This is a genomic window from Euzebyales bacterium (assembly GCA_035461305.1).
Lineage (GTDB): Bacteria > Actinomycetota > Nitriliruptoria > Euzebyales > JAHELV01 > JAHELV01.
Genome location: DATHVN010000203.1, coordinates 16,577 through 30,604 on the forward strand (window position 1 = coordinate 16,577; position 14,028 = coordinate 30,604).

The window sequence follows — 14,028 nt, forward strand, 5'->3', positions numbered from 1 at the left end:
CCCCGCCCGATCGGCCCGAGCGCACACTCAGCGCGTGCGGCCTGCAGGTCCGCGGCACCGCCGTCGGGCGCGACACCGACGACCGGGTCCTGACCGCGTCGCTGGACGGACACGTAGCAGGGGACGCAGGTGCCTGGCGTGCGGGCCGCGCCGCCGGGGCATCACGAGGGCATGGACCCACCTCGCGCACCCCTGTTCGGGCTGTTCCCGTCGCCGGAGGCCGACGATCACGCCGCGACGGTCCGACTCGTCACGCTCGCCGACGAGCTGGGACTCGACCTCGTCGGCATCCAGGACCACCCGTACCAGCGAAGGTTCCTCGACACGTTCGTCCTGATGGCGGACCTGCTGGCACGGACCGAGCGCATCCGCGTCTTCCCCGACGTCGCGAACCTGCCCCTCCGCGGAGCTGCGATGATCGCCAAGGCGGCGGCGTCGATGGACGTGATGTCAGGCGGCCGCTTCGAGCTCGGGCTCGGGGCAGGGGGGTTCTGGGACGCGATCGCCGCCATGGGCGGACCCCGCCGCGAGCCGGGCGAGGCGGTCGATGCCCTGGTGGAAGCGATCACGGTGATCCGTCGCCTGTGGAGCGGCGACCGCGGCCTACGGGTCGACGGCCGGCACTACCGGCTCGCCGGCGTCCACAGCGGACCGACGCCCGCGCACGACGTCGGCATCTGGCTCGGTGCCACCGGTCCGCGCATGCTGGCTGTGACCGGCCGGCTGGCGGACGGGTGGATCCCGTCGTCCCCGTACGTTCCACCCGACGAGCTGCTCGACCGGCACAGGATCCTCGACGAGGCGGCACACGACGCCGGGCGCGAGCCGTCGGACATCCTGCGGCTGTACAACATCAATGGGCGCATCACCGACGGGCCGACCGAGAAGTGGCTCGTCGGGAACAAGGACCACTGGGTCGAGCAGCTGCGGGAGCTCCACGACGACCACCGCATCGACGCGTTCATCTTCTGGCCCGAGGGCGACGACCACGAGGCGCAGCTCCGCGCGTATGCCGAGATCGCCGCCGAGCTCCGCTGAATGGCCCACGTGCGCTCAGGTGCGCTCCGGACCTGTTCCCGTCGCACGTTGGCGATGCTGCCCACGTTCGAGCGGCGTGCTGGGCGCGCCCCTCCATGAGATCGGGCTCAGCGCCCCAGCGTGGGGCTGCCGCGCGCCGTAGCATGCGAGTGTGGCTGGAACATCGCCGAAGATCGCGGACCACGGCTGGGGGCGGATCACCGTCGACGGCCGGACGTTCAAGGACGCCAGGCTGTGGCCGGGCGGTGCGGGTGCATGGGATTGGAACGAGACCGGCACCGGTCACACTGCGGGCGTGCAGGCCGCCGACGTCGAGGATCTGCTCGGTCACGGCGCGACCCACGTCGTGCTGTCGCGCGGTCGGCAGGGACGGTTGGGTGTGTCCCGCGGGACGACGGCGCTGCTGGAGGACCGGGGGATCCCGCACGACGTGCTCATGACCGACGAGGCGATCGCCCGCTACGAGCAGCTGCGGGTGGACGGCGTCGCGGTCGGCGCCCTCATCCACACCACGTGCTGACGACCCGCGAACGCGATGGCTGACGACGGCGACGCGTGGGCGGCGCACATCCCCACCTTCATCGACGGCCACTACGGATCCGTGCGCGGGCAGGTGCGGACCCACGTGATCGATGCGCATCTGCGCGCGCACCTGCCGCCGGCGCCGGCACCCGTCGTCGACGTCGGCGGTGGCGCCGGCGTCCAGGCCCTGCCGCTCGCACGTCGCGGGCACGTCGTGACGATCGTCGATCCGTCGGCCGGAATGCTCGAGCGGGCCGCCACGACGCTCGCACATGAGCCTGCCGCTGTCGGTGCGCGGGTCGACCTCGTCCATGCGTCGGGCACGGAGGCCGTCGACCTGCTCGGCGCGGGGCGGTTCGCCGGCGTGCTGTGCCACGGGGTCATCTCGTACCTGCCGGACCCCGAGCCGCTGCTCGCCGCGCTGTGCGCGCTCGCGCGCCCCGGCGCGCTCGTCTCGATCCTTGCGAAGAACGCCGCGACGATGGCGGTACGGCCGGCCCACGAGGGACGCTGGCGCGACGCGCTGGCGGCGTTCGACTACGACCGCGAGGTGAACGCGCTCGGCCTCCACACCCGCGGCGACTCCGTCGAGGACCTGTCCCGACGGCTTGCACGGCACGGCGTCGGCGACGTCAGCTGGTATGGCGTGCGCCTGTTCGCCGAAGCCTGGCCGCCCGACCGCCGCGTCGATCCAGGTGAGCTGGGCGACATCCTGGCCGTCGAGGTCGAGGCCAGCCGACGTGATCCCTACCGCCGGCTCAGCCGGCTGTTCCACCTGCTCGGTCGCCGGCACGCCTGACGTCCGGCAGTGCAGCCGCGACAGGCGGCCGGCGGTTAGCCCACGTGCGGCTCGGGCATGGCTGCACCATGCGGATCGCCATGCTGATGGGCGGCGCCAACACGGAGCGGGACGTCTCGTTGGCGTCGGGCATCGAGGTCGCCGGTGCGCTCCGTGCGGCGGGGCACGAGGTGGCCAATGTCGACATCGCGACAGAGGTCGACACGTCCGACGGGATCGATGCGCTGTTCGTCTCGATCGATCCGTCGGGCTGGGAGATCGACGTCGACCGCGAGCCGCCCAGCCACGCCGAGATCGCGGAGCTGCGCGCGCGGCACCCCAACACCGTGTTCGCGCCCGGGGTCCTCGACGTGTGTCGGCGAGCCGACCTGGTGTACCCCCTGGTGTACAGCGACGAGGGTGAGGGTGGGTACATCCAGGCCGTGCTCGAGCTGTGCGACCTGCCCTACGTCGGGCCGAACCCGCTCGGCTGCTCGGTCTCGTTCGACAAGCTCACCGCCAAGCGGCTGTGCCGCGACAGCGGGCTGGCCACGCCCGAGTGGCGGGTGCCAGGCGCGGACGACGCGGACGCGGTCGACTTCCAGGGGCCGTGGGTGGTCAAGCCGGTCCGTGGCGGCTCGACGATCGGCGTCGCGCTGGCGAACGACCGTGACGACCTCGCTCGCGCGATCGCGTGGAGCCGCGCGTACGGCGCCGACGCGCTGGTCGAGGAGCGCATCGACGGGCGTGAGTTCAGCCTGGGTGTGATCGGTGATGATCCCCTCGCGGTCGTCGAGATCAGCACCGACCGCGAGCTGTTCGACTACGTCGCGAAGTACCAGGAGGGCAACGCCGAGGAGGTGTGCCCGGCACCGCAGACCACTGCGCACCGCGACGAGCTCCAACGGCTGGCGGTGCAGGCGCACCGCGTCCTGGCGCAGGGCTCGCACGCGGCGTCGCGCATGGACTTCCTGCAGGACGACGACGGCCATTTCTACTTCCTCGAGTGCAACGGCCTGCCGGGTATGACCGCGACGAGTCTCTTCCCGAAGTCGGCCGCGGGTTCGGGCATGAACATGTCGCAGGTGTGCGACCGCATCGTCCGGCTTGCGCACGAGGCGCGGGTCGCCTGAGGGCCCGTCTCCCCGGCCCCGGCCGGTCCGGGACAGACCTGACCGCCCTTCGTCGCACGACGCTCCGTGGCCCGTTAGCCTGATCGTCGCCTGGCGGGCGGTTCGGCGCCCGTCACGCTGCCGACGTCGGAGGAGGTGCAGCGTGGGATGGCCGGTGCGGCTCGGGAGTGATCGTCGATGACGACGGCCATCCCTACGATCGCCGGTGACGCGAGCACGGGCACGCGCGTCGCGGGGTTGCGGGTGGCGATCACCGGCATCTCGCACGAGAGCAACACCTATGCCGTCGAGGCCTCCGGCCTGACACCCGTCGACTGGTTCGACCGCTACCGCGGCGATGAGATCGTGACCCGCTATCGGGACACGGCGACCTACATCGGTGGCATGGTCGACGGGCTGGCGGCGATCGGGGCGACGGTGGTGCCGACGTTCTTCGCCATCGGTGAGCCGTCGGGGACGATCCGCGCGGACGCGTACGAGCAGCTGCGCGACGAGCTGCTGAGCCGCCTGCACGCCGTGGTGCCGGTCGACGCCGTGGCGCTCGAGCTGCACGGCGCCGGCGTGACCGAGGGCACCGAGGACCTCGAGGGCGCGCTGCTGGCCGACGTCCGAGCGCTGGTGGGGGCCGCGACGCCCATCGTCGTCACGCTGGATCTCCACGCCAACGTGACCGACCGCATGGGCCGGTTCGCCGACGCGATGCTCGGGGTGCACCTGAACCCCCACACGGACATGCACGAGCGCGGCGTCGAGGCCGCACGTCTGCTTCCTGGGCTGGTCAGCGGGCAGCTTCGTCCTGTGACGCATGTGGAGCCGCTGCCCATGCTGCTGCCCTTGACGACGACGGATGAGGGGCCTGCCGCGGACGTCAACGCGCGGTGCCGCGAGATCGAGCAGCGGCCCGGGATCCTGGACTGCACGTTCTTCCACGGCTTCCCCTACGCCGACGGTCACGACGTCGGTGCCCGCATCGTGTGCATCGCCGACGGCGACGCCGACCTCGCCCGGCGAGCGGCGCGGGAGGTCGCTGCCTACGTGTGGGAACGGCGTGAGGATTTCCGCCCGGCCGGCCTGTCGCCGGCGGCCGCAGTCGCGGCGGCGCTCGCGCTGCCCGATGGCCCGGTCGTCATCAACGACACCGCCGACAACCCCGGTGGGGGCACCATGGGCGACGACGTGCAGCTGCTGCGGGCGCTGCTCGATGCCGGCGCGACGAGGTCGTGCTTCGGCTTCATCTGCGACGCCGAGACGGTCGCCGCGGCCCACGCCGCCGGGGTCGGCGCCACCCTCGACGTCGAGCTGGGCGGCAAGAGCGACCGTCGGGCCTGGGCTCCGCTGGCGGCCAGCGCCTACGTGAAGGGCCTGACCGACGGTCGGTTCCGCCTGTCCTTCTACGCCCCCGGCCTGGAGGTCGACCTCGGCCGCACGGCGCGGTTGCAGATCGATGGGGTCGACGTGATCGTCGTGTCCCGCGTACAGCAGACCTTCGACCCGGAGGTCTTCCTCCTCCACGGTGTCGATGTCACGAGGTGCCGGGTCATCGCCCTGAAGTCAAGTCACCACTTCAGAGCCGGGTTCCGCCAGCTCGCCAGCGCGATCATCACCGCCGACACCGAGTGCGGTCTGACGACCCAGCGCATCGAGCGTCTCGGGCGACGGCCGGGCATGGCGCCGGCGTGGCCGATCGACATCGCGGCGCACTACGGCGCGATCCCGACCGTGTAGCCGGATCCACGGGCTGCCGGGACGGAGTCAGGGAGGTTCCCGATCGCCCACGCGTCCGTGCGAGCCTACGGTGGGGGCATGGAACAGATGCGGCACGAATCGCGACCCTGCGCGCACTGTGGTGGGACGATCGCCCCCGACGACACGACCTGCGCGACGTGTGGCCGGGCCTACATTCCCGAGGCGGAGCAGCAGCCGGCTCCACCGTCGGCGCCGCCGCCCGCCGCGGACCCTCCCGGTCCCCTCGTGTCGGCCCCGCAGCCCACCGTCCGTTCCGACGACGCGCGGATGTGGGCGGTGGGAGCGCACCTGAGCGCGCTCGCCGGGGTGCTGCTCGGTGGGCTGCCGGCCTTCCTGGGCCCCCTGGTGGTGTGGCTGCTGCGCCGTGACGCGGGCGACCCGTTCGCCACGGAGCACGCCCGGGAAGCGCTGAACTTCAACCTGTCGGTGATCATCTACGTCATCGCCGCGGTCGTCGTGACCATCTTCACGCTCGGGCTCGCGCTGCTCATCGTTGCGCCGGTGGCCCTGATCGCGGCGATCGGCTACCTGGTGGTGACCATCCGCGCAACGATCGCGGCCTCGCACGGCGAGGAGTACACGTACCCGTTGGCGATCCGGCTGGTGTCCTAGCTCCGGACGTTCGCGCTGTACACACGTCTAGACGCATGTACAGTACGGCGATGGGTCAGGCCGCGCCGGCGCAGGAGACACGTGAACGGCTGATCACGGCCGCGCGGACGGTGATCAGCCGCTGCGGCCTGCGCGGTGCACGCATGGAGGACATCGCCGCAGAGGCCGGCGTCAGCCGCGCGGCCGTCTACTACCACTTCAACAGCAAGGACGATCTGGCGGCCGCTCTGGTCGATGACATCTTCCGGGGCGTCACGGCAACGGTGCGCTCGGCGTTGGCCGACGGTCCCATCGAGAGCGTCATCCGCGCGACCGCCGACTTCTTCGCGCGACAGGTCACGCTGGCACGCCTGCTGATCTCCGACATGCCGACGCCCGTCGACCCCGAGCACATGATGGGACGCCACCGCGACGAGCTGCTCGGCCTCCTTCGGGAGCGCCTCCGGGTCGACATGGAGAACGGGCACATCCGCGTGTGCGACGCCGACGTGGCCGCGGCCGCGCTGGCGGGACTGATGCGCGTGACGCCGATCGAACTGATCGCGGGCGGACCCATCGATCTGACGCACGTCACCGACGAGCTGTGCTCGTTCGTCCGGCACGCCCTCGCACCGGATGACCACGGCCTGGACGAACCCCGACACACAGGACGCTGACATCGTGCGCACCTTCACGCGACTCGCCCTCGGACACCGCACCGTCACGCTGCTGGCCATCGTGCTGCTCCTGGTCGCCAGCATCAGCGCGGCGTTCGGCCTGCGCCAGGAGCTGTTCCCGTCGATCGAGCCGCCGTTCCTCGTGACCGTCGCCACCCAGCCCGGTGCGGGACCGGTGTCGGTCGTCGAGAACCTGACGGGACCGATCGAGGACGCGGTCCAGTCGACCGCGTCGCTGGAGCAGGTCGCGTCGACCAGCTATGAGGGCGTCAGCATCACGTTCGCCGAGTACACCTACGGCACCGACATCGACGAACGCGAGCGTGAGGTGCGCGACGCGCTCGCCGACGCCGACCTGCCCGACGGCGTGGAAACGCCGCAGGTGACGTCGATCACGCCCGACTCGCTGCCCATCTACTCGCTCGCCCTGACCGGCGACGACCTCAACGAGGTCACGGCGATCGCCCAGGACGAGCTGGTGCCCGAGCTCGAGGGCCTGGACGGCGTCGCCGAGGCGACGCTGAGCGGTGTGGGCTCCCAGGTCGTCGAGGTCACGCTCGATCCCCAGAAGCTCGCCGACCACGGCCTGACGCCCGACGACGTTGCGCGCGCCATCAACAACGCCGATCTGTCGGCACCGGTCGGAGCCGTCACCGACGGTGACACCACCCTGCCGGTCCGCGTCGTGGGGACCGACGTCGACGTGGCTGCGATCCGCAACCTCGAGATCGCGCCCGGTGTGGCCGCCCCGGCGGTCGGACCGGGTGCCGGTGCCGGTCAGACGGGCGCAGACGCCGCGAGCCAGGCGGACGCAGCCGCAGCGGCCCAGGCGCCACCCGGCGATCCGGCGGCGGCCGCGGCCCAGGGCGCCGTCGCTCCGGCTCCCGAGCCGGTGCAGATCAAGCAGCTCGGGGAGGTGACGACCGCCCGCGAGGACACCGAGACGATCTCCCGCCTCAACGGTCAGGAGGCGGTTTCACTCCAGATCCGCAAGGAGCAGGACGCGAACACCGTCGAGACCGTCGAACGCATCGAGGACGCGATCGAGGAGGTCGACCTGCCGTCGACCGTCGACACCGAGATCGTCGTCAACCAGGCGCCGGAGATCACCCAGGGCGTCAGTGACGTGACCCGCGATGCGGTGCTCGGCGCCATTCTGGCGCTGCTCATGATCGTCGTGTTCCTGCGCAGCTGGCGCGGCACGATCGTGGCGGGCATCTCGATCCCGCTGTCACTGATCGCTGCGCTCGGCCTCATGAAGCTGTCCGGCGTCACGATCAACATCCTGACGCTGGGTGCGCTTGCGATCGCCGCCGGCCGCGTCGTCGACGACGCGATCGTGGTGCTCGAGAACATCTACCGGCAGCTCGAACGCGGCCTTTCACTGCGCGAGGCCGTGCGCGTCGGTGCGAGCGAGGTCACCGGCGCCGTCACGTCGGCCACGCTGACCGCCGTTGCCGTGTTCGTGCCGCTGGCGTTCATCTCCGGCCTGGTCGGCGAGATCTTCATCGGCTTCGCGCTGACCACCACCTTCGCGCTGCTGGCCAGTCTGCTGGTCGCCACCAGCGTCGTGCCGGTGCTCGGCTCGCTGCTGCTGCGGCGGGCCGAGGCCGAGAAGGCCGACCCGGAGAACTCGCCACTGCGCCGGATGGTGCGCAGACCGCTGACGTGGGCCCTCGACCACCGCGCCCTGACGATCCTCATCGCAGTCGTGCTGCTGGGCGGCAGCATCGCCAGCCTCAGCCAGGTGCCGATCAACCTGTTTCCGACGGCTGACGCCGAGAACCTGGTGATCACGGTGGAGGCGGACCAGGGCACATCCCTCGAAGCGACCGGCGCGGAGGTCGAGCCGCTCGAGGACCGGCTCGAGGGCCTCGACGGCGTCGACAGCTTCACCACCGTGGTCGGCTCGTCCAGTGACGGGATCGCCGCGGCGTTCGGTGGTGGCGGCGGCGACTCGACCGCCGCGATCACCGTCGACGTCGAGGAGGGCACCGACACCTCGGGGCTGCGCGACGAGGTCAGTGCGGAGCTGGACGACCTCGGGCTGACCGGATCGGTCATCGAGCAGTCGGCCATCCCGACCGGCAGCGAGGCCGTCGTGCAGATCAGTGGCGACGACTTCGGGGCCGTCAGCGAGACCGCGTCCGAGGTCGAGGACGTGCTCGGCACGGTCGACGGCCTGACCAACCTGACCTCCAACGTGACCGAGGCGCGGCCCGAGCTGACCGTCGACATCCGTGAGGACGACGCACGAGCGTCCGGGCTGGAGGCGGCGAGCGTGGCCGGGCTGCTGGCCGGGACGCTGAACGCGTCGACCGCCACGACGCTCGACACTGACAGCGGTGAGCGCGACGTGGTCGTGCAGGTCGACCCCGAGGCCGTCGACAGCGCAGGCGAGCTGCGGGACCTGCCGTTGCCGACCGGCCAGACGCTCGGCGACATCGCCGACATCGAGGAGGCCGACAGCCCCGTGGCAATCACCCGGGCGGACGGCACCAGGTCGGCCGAGGTGAGCGCGACGATCACCGAGGTGAACATCGGCGAGGTCACCACGCAGATCAACGCCGCGCTGGAGGACGTCGACCCGCCCGAAGGGGTCGAGGTGACCCAGATCGGCAGCAACCAGGAGATCGGCGAGAGCTTCCAGGACCTGTTCGCCACGCAGGCGATCGCGGTCGGCCTCGTGTACCTGGTGCTGGTCGCGACCTTCGGCAGCCTGCTCACCCCGTTCGTCATCCTGCTGACGCTCCCGCTCGCGGCCATCGGGGCGTTCCCCGCGCTCGCGATCACGGGTCGCGAGCTCGGGCTGCCGGCGATGATAGGCCTGCTGATGCTGATCGGCATCGTGATCACCAACGCGATCGTCCTGCTCGAATTCGTCGAGCAGCGCCGCGAGGCCGGCATGGGCCTGCGCGAGGCGGTGGTCAACGGTGCCGAGACCCGCGTCCGGCCGATCCTCATGACCGCGCTGACCACGATGATCGGCCTGGTGCCCCTGGCCCTGGGCCTCAGCGAGGGCGCGCTGCTGTCGGCGTCACTGGCGACCGTCGTGATCGGCGGGCTGCTGAGCTCGACGTTGCTGACGCTCATCGTGATTCCGGTCGTGTACACGCTCCTGATGGGCGCCAGGGACCGGATGTGGCGTGGCGGTGGCGACGGCGAGCCGCGTGACCGGACGATGGCGGAACCGGCCGCGCGCGACGAGGTCGCAGCCGCGCCGGCGCCGGCGGTTGCAGCGGAGGACCACGGGCGCAGCGACGGACGGTCCGCGCCGGACCGTCCGGTGCCGGTACCCGCCGAGGACCTGACGACGATCGCGCGGTTCCCGAGCCGGGCGCAGGCCGACGCCGCGCTCGCGTACCTGGAGCGGTCCGGCGTGCGCGTCGACCACATCGTGGTCCGCAGCACGACGGCGTCGTCGCGGCCGACCCGCAGCCGGCTGACGCGCCTCGCGGTCCAGTGGCTGCGTGAGCACGAGCCCGAGCAGCTCACGCCGCCGACCGAGCCGGTGTGGGAGCTTGCCGCACCCTCCGCCTACGTCGGTGCCGCGCGCGTCGTGCTCGCCAGCAACGGGCGGGCGTTCGCGCCGTACGTGCGCACCTAGCGCCGTGCCAACGGCGCCCGGTGACCCACTGATCGACATGGCGGGCGTCACGGTGACGGTCGGCGACGCCGTGCTCCTGGACGGTGTCGACTGGCGGGTCCACCGTGGCGAGCGTTGGGTGGTCATCGGGCCCAACGGTGGAGGCAAGACCACGTTGCTGCAGCTCGCCAGCACCTACCGCTTCCCCTCCCGCGGCACGGTGCACGTGCTCGGCCACCGGCTGGGTCGTGTCGACGTCCGCGAGCTGCGTCGCGGCATCGGGTACGCCAGCGCCGAGCTCGAGCGCATCCTCGACCAGCGGCTGACCGCGCACGAGGCGGTCGTCAGCGCGCTGACGGCCACGCTGGTGCGGTGGCGGGCGGACCACGGTGCCGTGACGCATGCGCGGGCGTCGGCGCTGCTCGCGCGCCTCGGTGTTGGCGACCTGGGGGACCGGCGGCTGTCGACCCTGTCGGAGGGGGAGCGCCGGCGCGTGCAGATCGCCAGGTCCCTGATGGCACGGCCCGACCTGCTGCTGCTCGACGAGCCCGCGGCCGGCCTCGACATCGCCGGCCGCGAGCAGCTCGTCACGGTGCTCGGCGGACTCGCCGCCGACCACGAGCCGGGCGCGATCGTGTTCGTGACCCACCACGTCGAGGAGATCCCGACCGGGTTCAGCCACGCCCTGCTGCTGGCGGGCGGGGCGATCGTGGCCGCGGGACCGCTCGAGGTGACCCTGACGCCGACGACACTGTCGCGCTGCGTCGGCATGGCTGTCGACGTCGCGCGCAGCGACGGCCGCTACACGGCCCGCGCGCGCCTGGACGCGCCGTTGGCCACCCCGCCGCGATCGGCCGGTCACAGCGGCCGAAACGAGGGTGGCACGAACCAGGGTCCCGACGCTAACGTACGCGCGTGAACGGGCGATGTGACGTCGTGATCGTCGGCGGTGGATCCGCGGCCAGCGTGCTTGCCAACCGCCTCTCGGTCGACCCGGCCACGCGCGTTGTCGTGCTCGAGGCCGGGCGGACGGACTGGCTGTTCGACGTCTTCATCCACATGCCGGCTGCGCTGGCGTTCCCGATCGGCAGCCGGTTCTACGACTGGCGGTACACGTCCGAGCCCGAGCCGCACATGGGCGGGCGCCGCATCTACCACGCACGTGGCAGGGTGCTCGGCGGATCCAGCAGCATCAACGGCATGATCTTCCAGCGCGGCAATCCCATGGACTACGAGCGGTGGGCGGCCGCACCGGGGATGCAGGCGTGGGACCACGCCCACTGCCTCCCCTACTTCAACCGGATGGAACGCTGCCTGGCCGCGGACCCCGATGATCCCGTCCGTGGCCACGCCGGACCGTTGGTCCTCGAACGCGGTCCGGCGTCCGGGCCGTTGTTCGCTGCGCTGTTCGAGGCCGTCCAGCAGGCGGGCCACCCGTTGACCGACGACGTCAACGGCCTCCGCCAGGAGGGGTTCGCGGCGTTCGACCGCAACGTCCACACGGGCCGTCGCCTGTCGGCGGCACGCGCGTACCTTCACCCCGTGCGTGGCAGGCCGAACCTCGACGTCGTCACGCGCGCCACGGTCACACGGGTGCTGTTCCGGGGCACGCGGGCGACCGGCGTCGAGTACGTCCGGGGCCGGCGCACGCACCGGGTGACCGCCGACGAGGTGATCCTGTGCGGCGGCGCGATCAACTCACCGCAGCTGCTGCAGCTGTCGGGCGTCGGACCGGCCGAGCACCTGCGTGGCCTGGGCGTCGACGTCATCGCCGACCTGCCGGGCGTCGGCGCGAACCTGCAGGACCACCTCGAGGTGTACATCCAGCACGCCTGCCGCCAGCCGGTCACCATGCAGCCGTATCTGCAATGGCGCCGGCGCCCCGAGGTCGCCCTCCGCTGGCTGCTCGCCCGGTCCGGGCCCGGCGCCACGAACCACTTCGAGGCAGGCGGGTTCCTGCGCGGCAACGACGACGTCGAGTACCCCAACCTCATGTTCCACTTCCTGCCGCTGGCCGTCCGCTACGACGGATCCGCGCCCACACGGGGGCACGGCTACCAGATGCACGTGGGACCCATGTACTCCGACGCCCGGGGGTCCGTCATGATCCGCAGCACCGACCCCCGCGTTCGCCCGGCGCTGCGCTTCAACTACCTGTCGGCCCCGACGGACCGCCGCGAGTGGGTCGAGGCGGTTCGGATCACCCGCGGCATCCTGTCCCAGCCCGCGCTCGCGCCGTTCGACAGCGGCGAGCTGAGCCCGGGCCCGGGCGTCGAGACCGACGAGGAGATCTTCGCGTGGGTCGCGCGCGACGCCGAGACGGCGCTGCACCCCTCGTGCACCGCCAGGATGGGCGTGGACCCGATGGCGGTCGTGGATCCGTCGTCGATGCGCGTCCACGGGGTCGACGGCCTGCGCGTCGTCGACGCGTCGGTCATGCCCACGATCACCAACGGCAACATCTATGCGCCTGTGATGATGATCGCCGAGAGGGCGGCGGACCTGATCCGTGGTGACACGCCACTGGCGCCGGTGCGGGTCGACTTCCATCGACACCGTCGGGATCGTGCCGTGTGAAGCGGCCGGACGGAGGGCAGACGACAATGACGCAGCTGTTCATCGATGGGCGCTGGACGCCCCCGGCTGCCGGCGGGACCCGCGAGATCCGTTGCCCCGCCGACGGCACGGTCGTCGCGACGGTCGCCGAGGGCGGCAGCGACGATACGGTCGCGGCGATCGCCGCGGCGCGCGCCGCGTTCGACGAAGGGGGATGGGCCACGACGCCGGCCGTCGAGCGTGGGCAGGTGCTGCTGCACGTTGCGGATCTGCTGGACCGCGACCAGGAGACCTACGCACGCGGGGAGTCGCTCGACACGGGCAAGCGGCTGGTCGAGAGCTGCTACGACCTCGACGACGTCGCGGCGTGCTTCCGCTACTACGGCCGGCTCGCGGGCATGGAGGCCGGGCGCGTGGTGGACACCGGCATGGCCGACGTGCTCAGCCGCGTCGTCCACGAGCCGCTCGGCGTATGCGGGTTGATCACGCCGTGGAACTATCCGCTCCTGCAGGCGTCGTGGAAGGTCGCGCCGGCGCTGGCTGCCGGCAACACGTTCGTGCTCAAACCCAGTGAGCTGACGCCATCGACCGCGCTGCTGCTGATGGACACGCTGGCCGAGGCGGGCGTGCCTGACGGCGTCGCGAACCTGGTGCTGGGTGCCGGCGCCGAGGTCGGTGCGCCGCTCGCGGCCCATCCCGACGTCGACCTCGTGTCGTTCACCGGCGGGCTCGAGATCGGGCGCGCGATCATGGCCGCGGCCGCGGCGACCGTCAAGAACGTTGCCCTTGAGCTCGGCGGCAAGAACCCGAACGTCGTGTTCGCCGACGCCGACCTCGAGACGGCGACCGACTACGCCCTGACCGCCGTGTTCCTGCACTCGGGGCAGGTCTGCTCGGCCGGGGCGCGGCTGATCATCGACGACGCCGTGCACGACGAGGTCGTCGACGAGATCGTCCGCCGGGCCGCACGCATACGGCTCGGGGGGCCGTTCGACGACAACGCCGAGACGGGCCCGCTGATCTCCGCGGCGCACCTGGCCAAGGTCGACGCCTACGTCGCCCGCGGCGTAGCGGAGGGCGCCACGTTGCGGTGCGGGGGCAGCCGCCCCGACGACGACGCGTTGGCCGACGGCCACTACTACCTGCCCACCGTGCTCGACGACTGCACCCAGGACATGTCGGTCGTGCACGACGAGTCGTTCGGTCCCGTGCTCACTGTGGAGCGCTTCAGCGGCGAGGACGACGCGGTGCGCATCGCCAACGACACCGACTACGGACTCGCCGGGGCGGTGTGGACGAGCGACGCCGGCCGCGCCCAGCGCGTCGCGGGACGGCTGCGGCACGGCACCATCTGGATCAACGACTACCACCCGTACGTGCCCCAGGCGGAGTGGGGCGGCT

The 14,028-nt window shown here is 71.8% G+C and carries 11 protein-coding genes; all 11 read left to right on the forward strand.

Annotated features, from left to right (window positions below; translation table 11 throughout):
* The first annotated feature begins 138 nt into the window (after positions 1-138).
* Complete coding sequence (locus tag VK923_18545) at positions 139-1,038, forward strand: LLM class flavin-dependent oxidoreductase (GenBank protein HSJ46683.1); 900 nt, start codon at positions 139-141, stop codon at positions 1,036-1,038.
* Between the two features lie 151 nt (positions 1,039-1,189).
* Positions 1,190-1,558: an Mth938-like domain-containing protein gene (locus tag VK923_18550; GenBank protein ID HSJ46684.1), complete on the forward strand. Its 369-nt coding sequence runs from the start codon at positions 1,190-1,192 to the stop codon at positions 1,556-1,558.
* Positions 1,559-1,573: 15 nt separating this feature from the next.
* Positions 1,574-2,359 carry a methyltransferase domain-containing protein gene (locus VK923_18555; GenBank protein HSJ46685.1) on the forward strand — a complete coding sequence of 262 codons (786 nt, stop codon included), beginning with the start codon at positions 1,574-1,576 and terminating at the stop codon, positions 2,357-2,359.
* Between the two features lie 68 nt (positions 2,360-2,427).
* Positions 2,428-3,471, forward strand: coding sequence for an ATP-grasp domain-containing protein (locus VK923_18560; GenBank protein HSJ46686.1), 1,044 nt, complete (start codon positions 2,428-2,430; stop codon positions 3,469-3,471).
* Positions 3,472-3,648: 177 nt separating this feature from the next.
* Positions 3,649-5,196 (forward strand): M81 family metallopeptidase, encoded by a 1,548-nt coding sequence (locus VK923_18565; protein ID HSJ46687.1) that lies wholly within the window; start codon positions 3,649-3,651, stop codon positions 5,194-5,196.
* A 78-nt stretch (positions 5,197-5,274) separates the two neighbouring features.
* A complete protein-coding gene (locus VK923_18570; protein HSJ46688.1) occupies positions 5,275-5,829 on the forward strand; it encodes a DUF4870 domain-containing protein in 555 nt (184 codons plus the stop codon).
* 35 nt (positions 5,830-5,864) lie between these two features.
* Positions 5,865-6,485 (forward strand): TetR/AcrR family transcriptional regulator, encoded by a 621-nt coding sequence (locus VK923_18575; protein HSJ46689.1) that lies wholly within the window; start codon positions 5,865-5,867, stop codon positions 6,483-6,485.
* A 4-nt stretch (positions 6,486-6,489) separates the two neighbouring features.
* Entirely contained in the window at positions 6,490-10,092 is a 3,603-nt protein-coding gene (locus tag VK923_18580; protein HSJ46690.1) for an efflux RND transporter permease subunit, read from the forward strand.
* A gap of 4 nt (positions 10,093-10,096) precedes the next feature.
* Positions 10,097-10,990: an ABC transporter ATP-binding protein gene (locus VK923_18585; GenBank protein ID HSJ46691.1), complete on the forward strand. Its 894-nt coding sequence runs from the start codon at positions 10,097-10,099 to the stop codon at positions 10,988-10,990.
* Positions 10,987-12,648: a choline dehydrogenase gene (betA, locus tag VK923_18590; protein ID HSJ46692.1), complete on the forward strand. Its 1,662-nt coding sequence runs from the start codon at positions 10,987-10,989 to the stop codon at positions 12,646-12,648. The genes VK923_18585 and betA overlap by 4 nt, the downstream gene beginning before the upstream one ends.
* Before the next feature lie 26 nt (positions 12,649-12,674).
* The coding region (locus tag VK923_18595; protein HSJ46693.1) for an aldehyde dehydrogenase family protein at positions 12,675-14,028 on the forward strand (1,354 nt) is incomplete at its 3' end.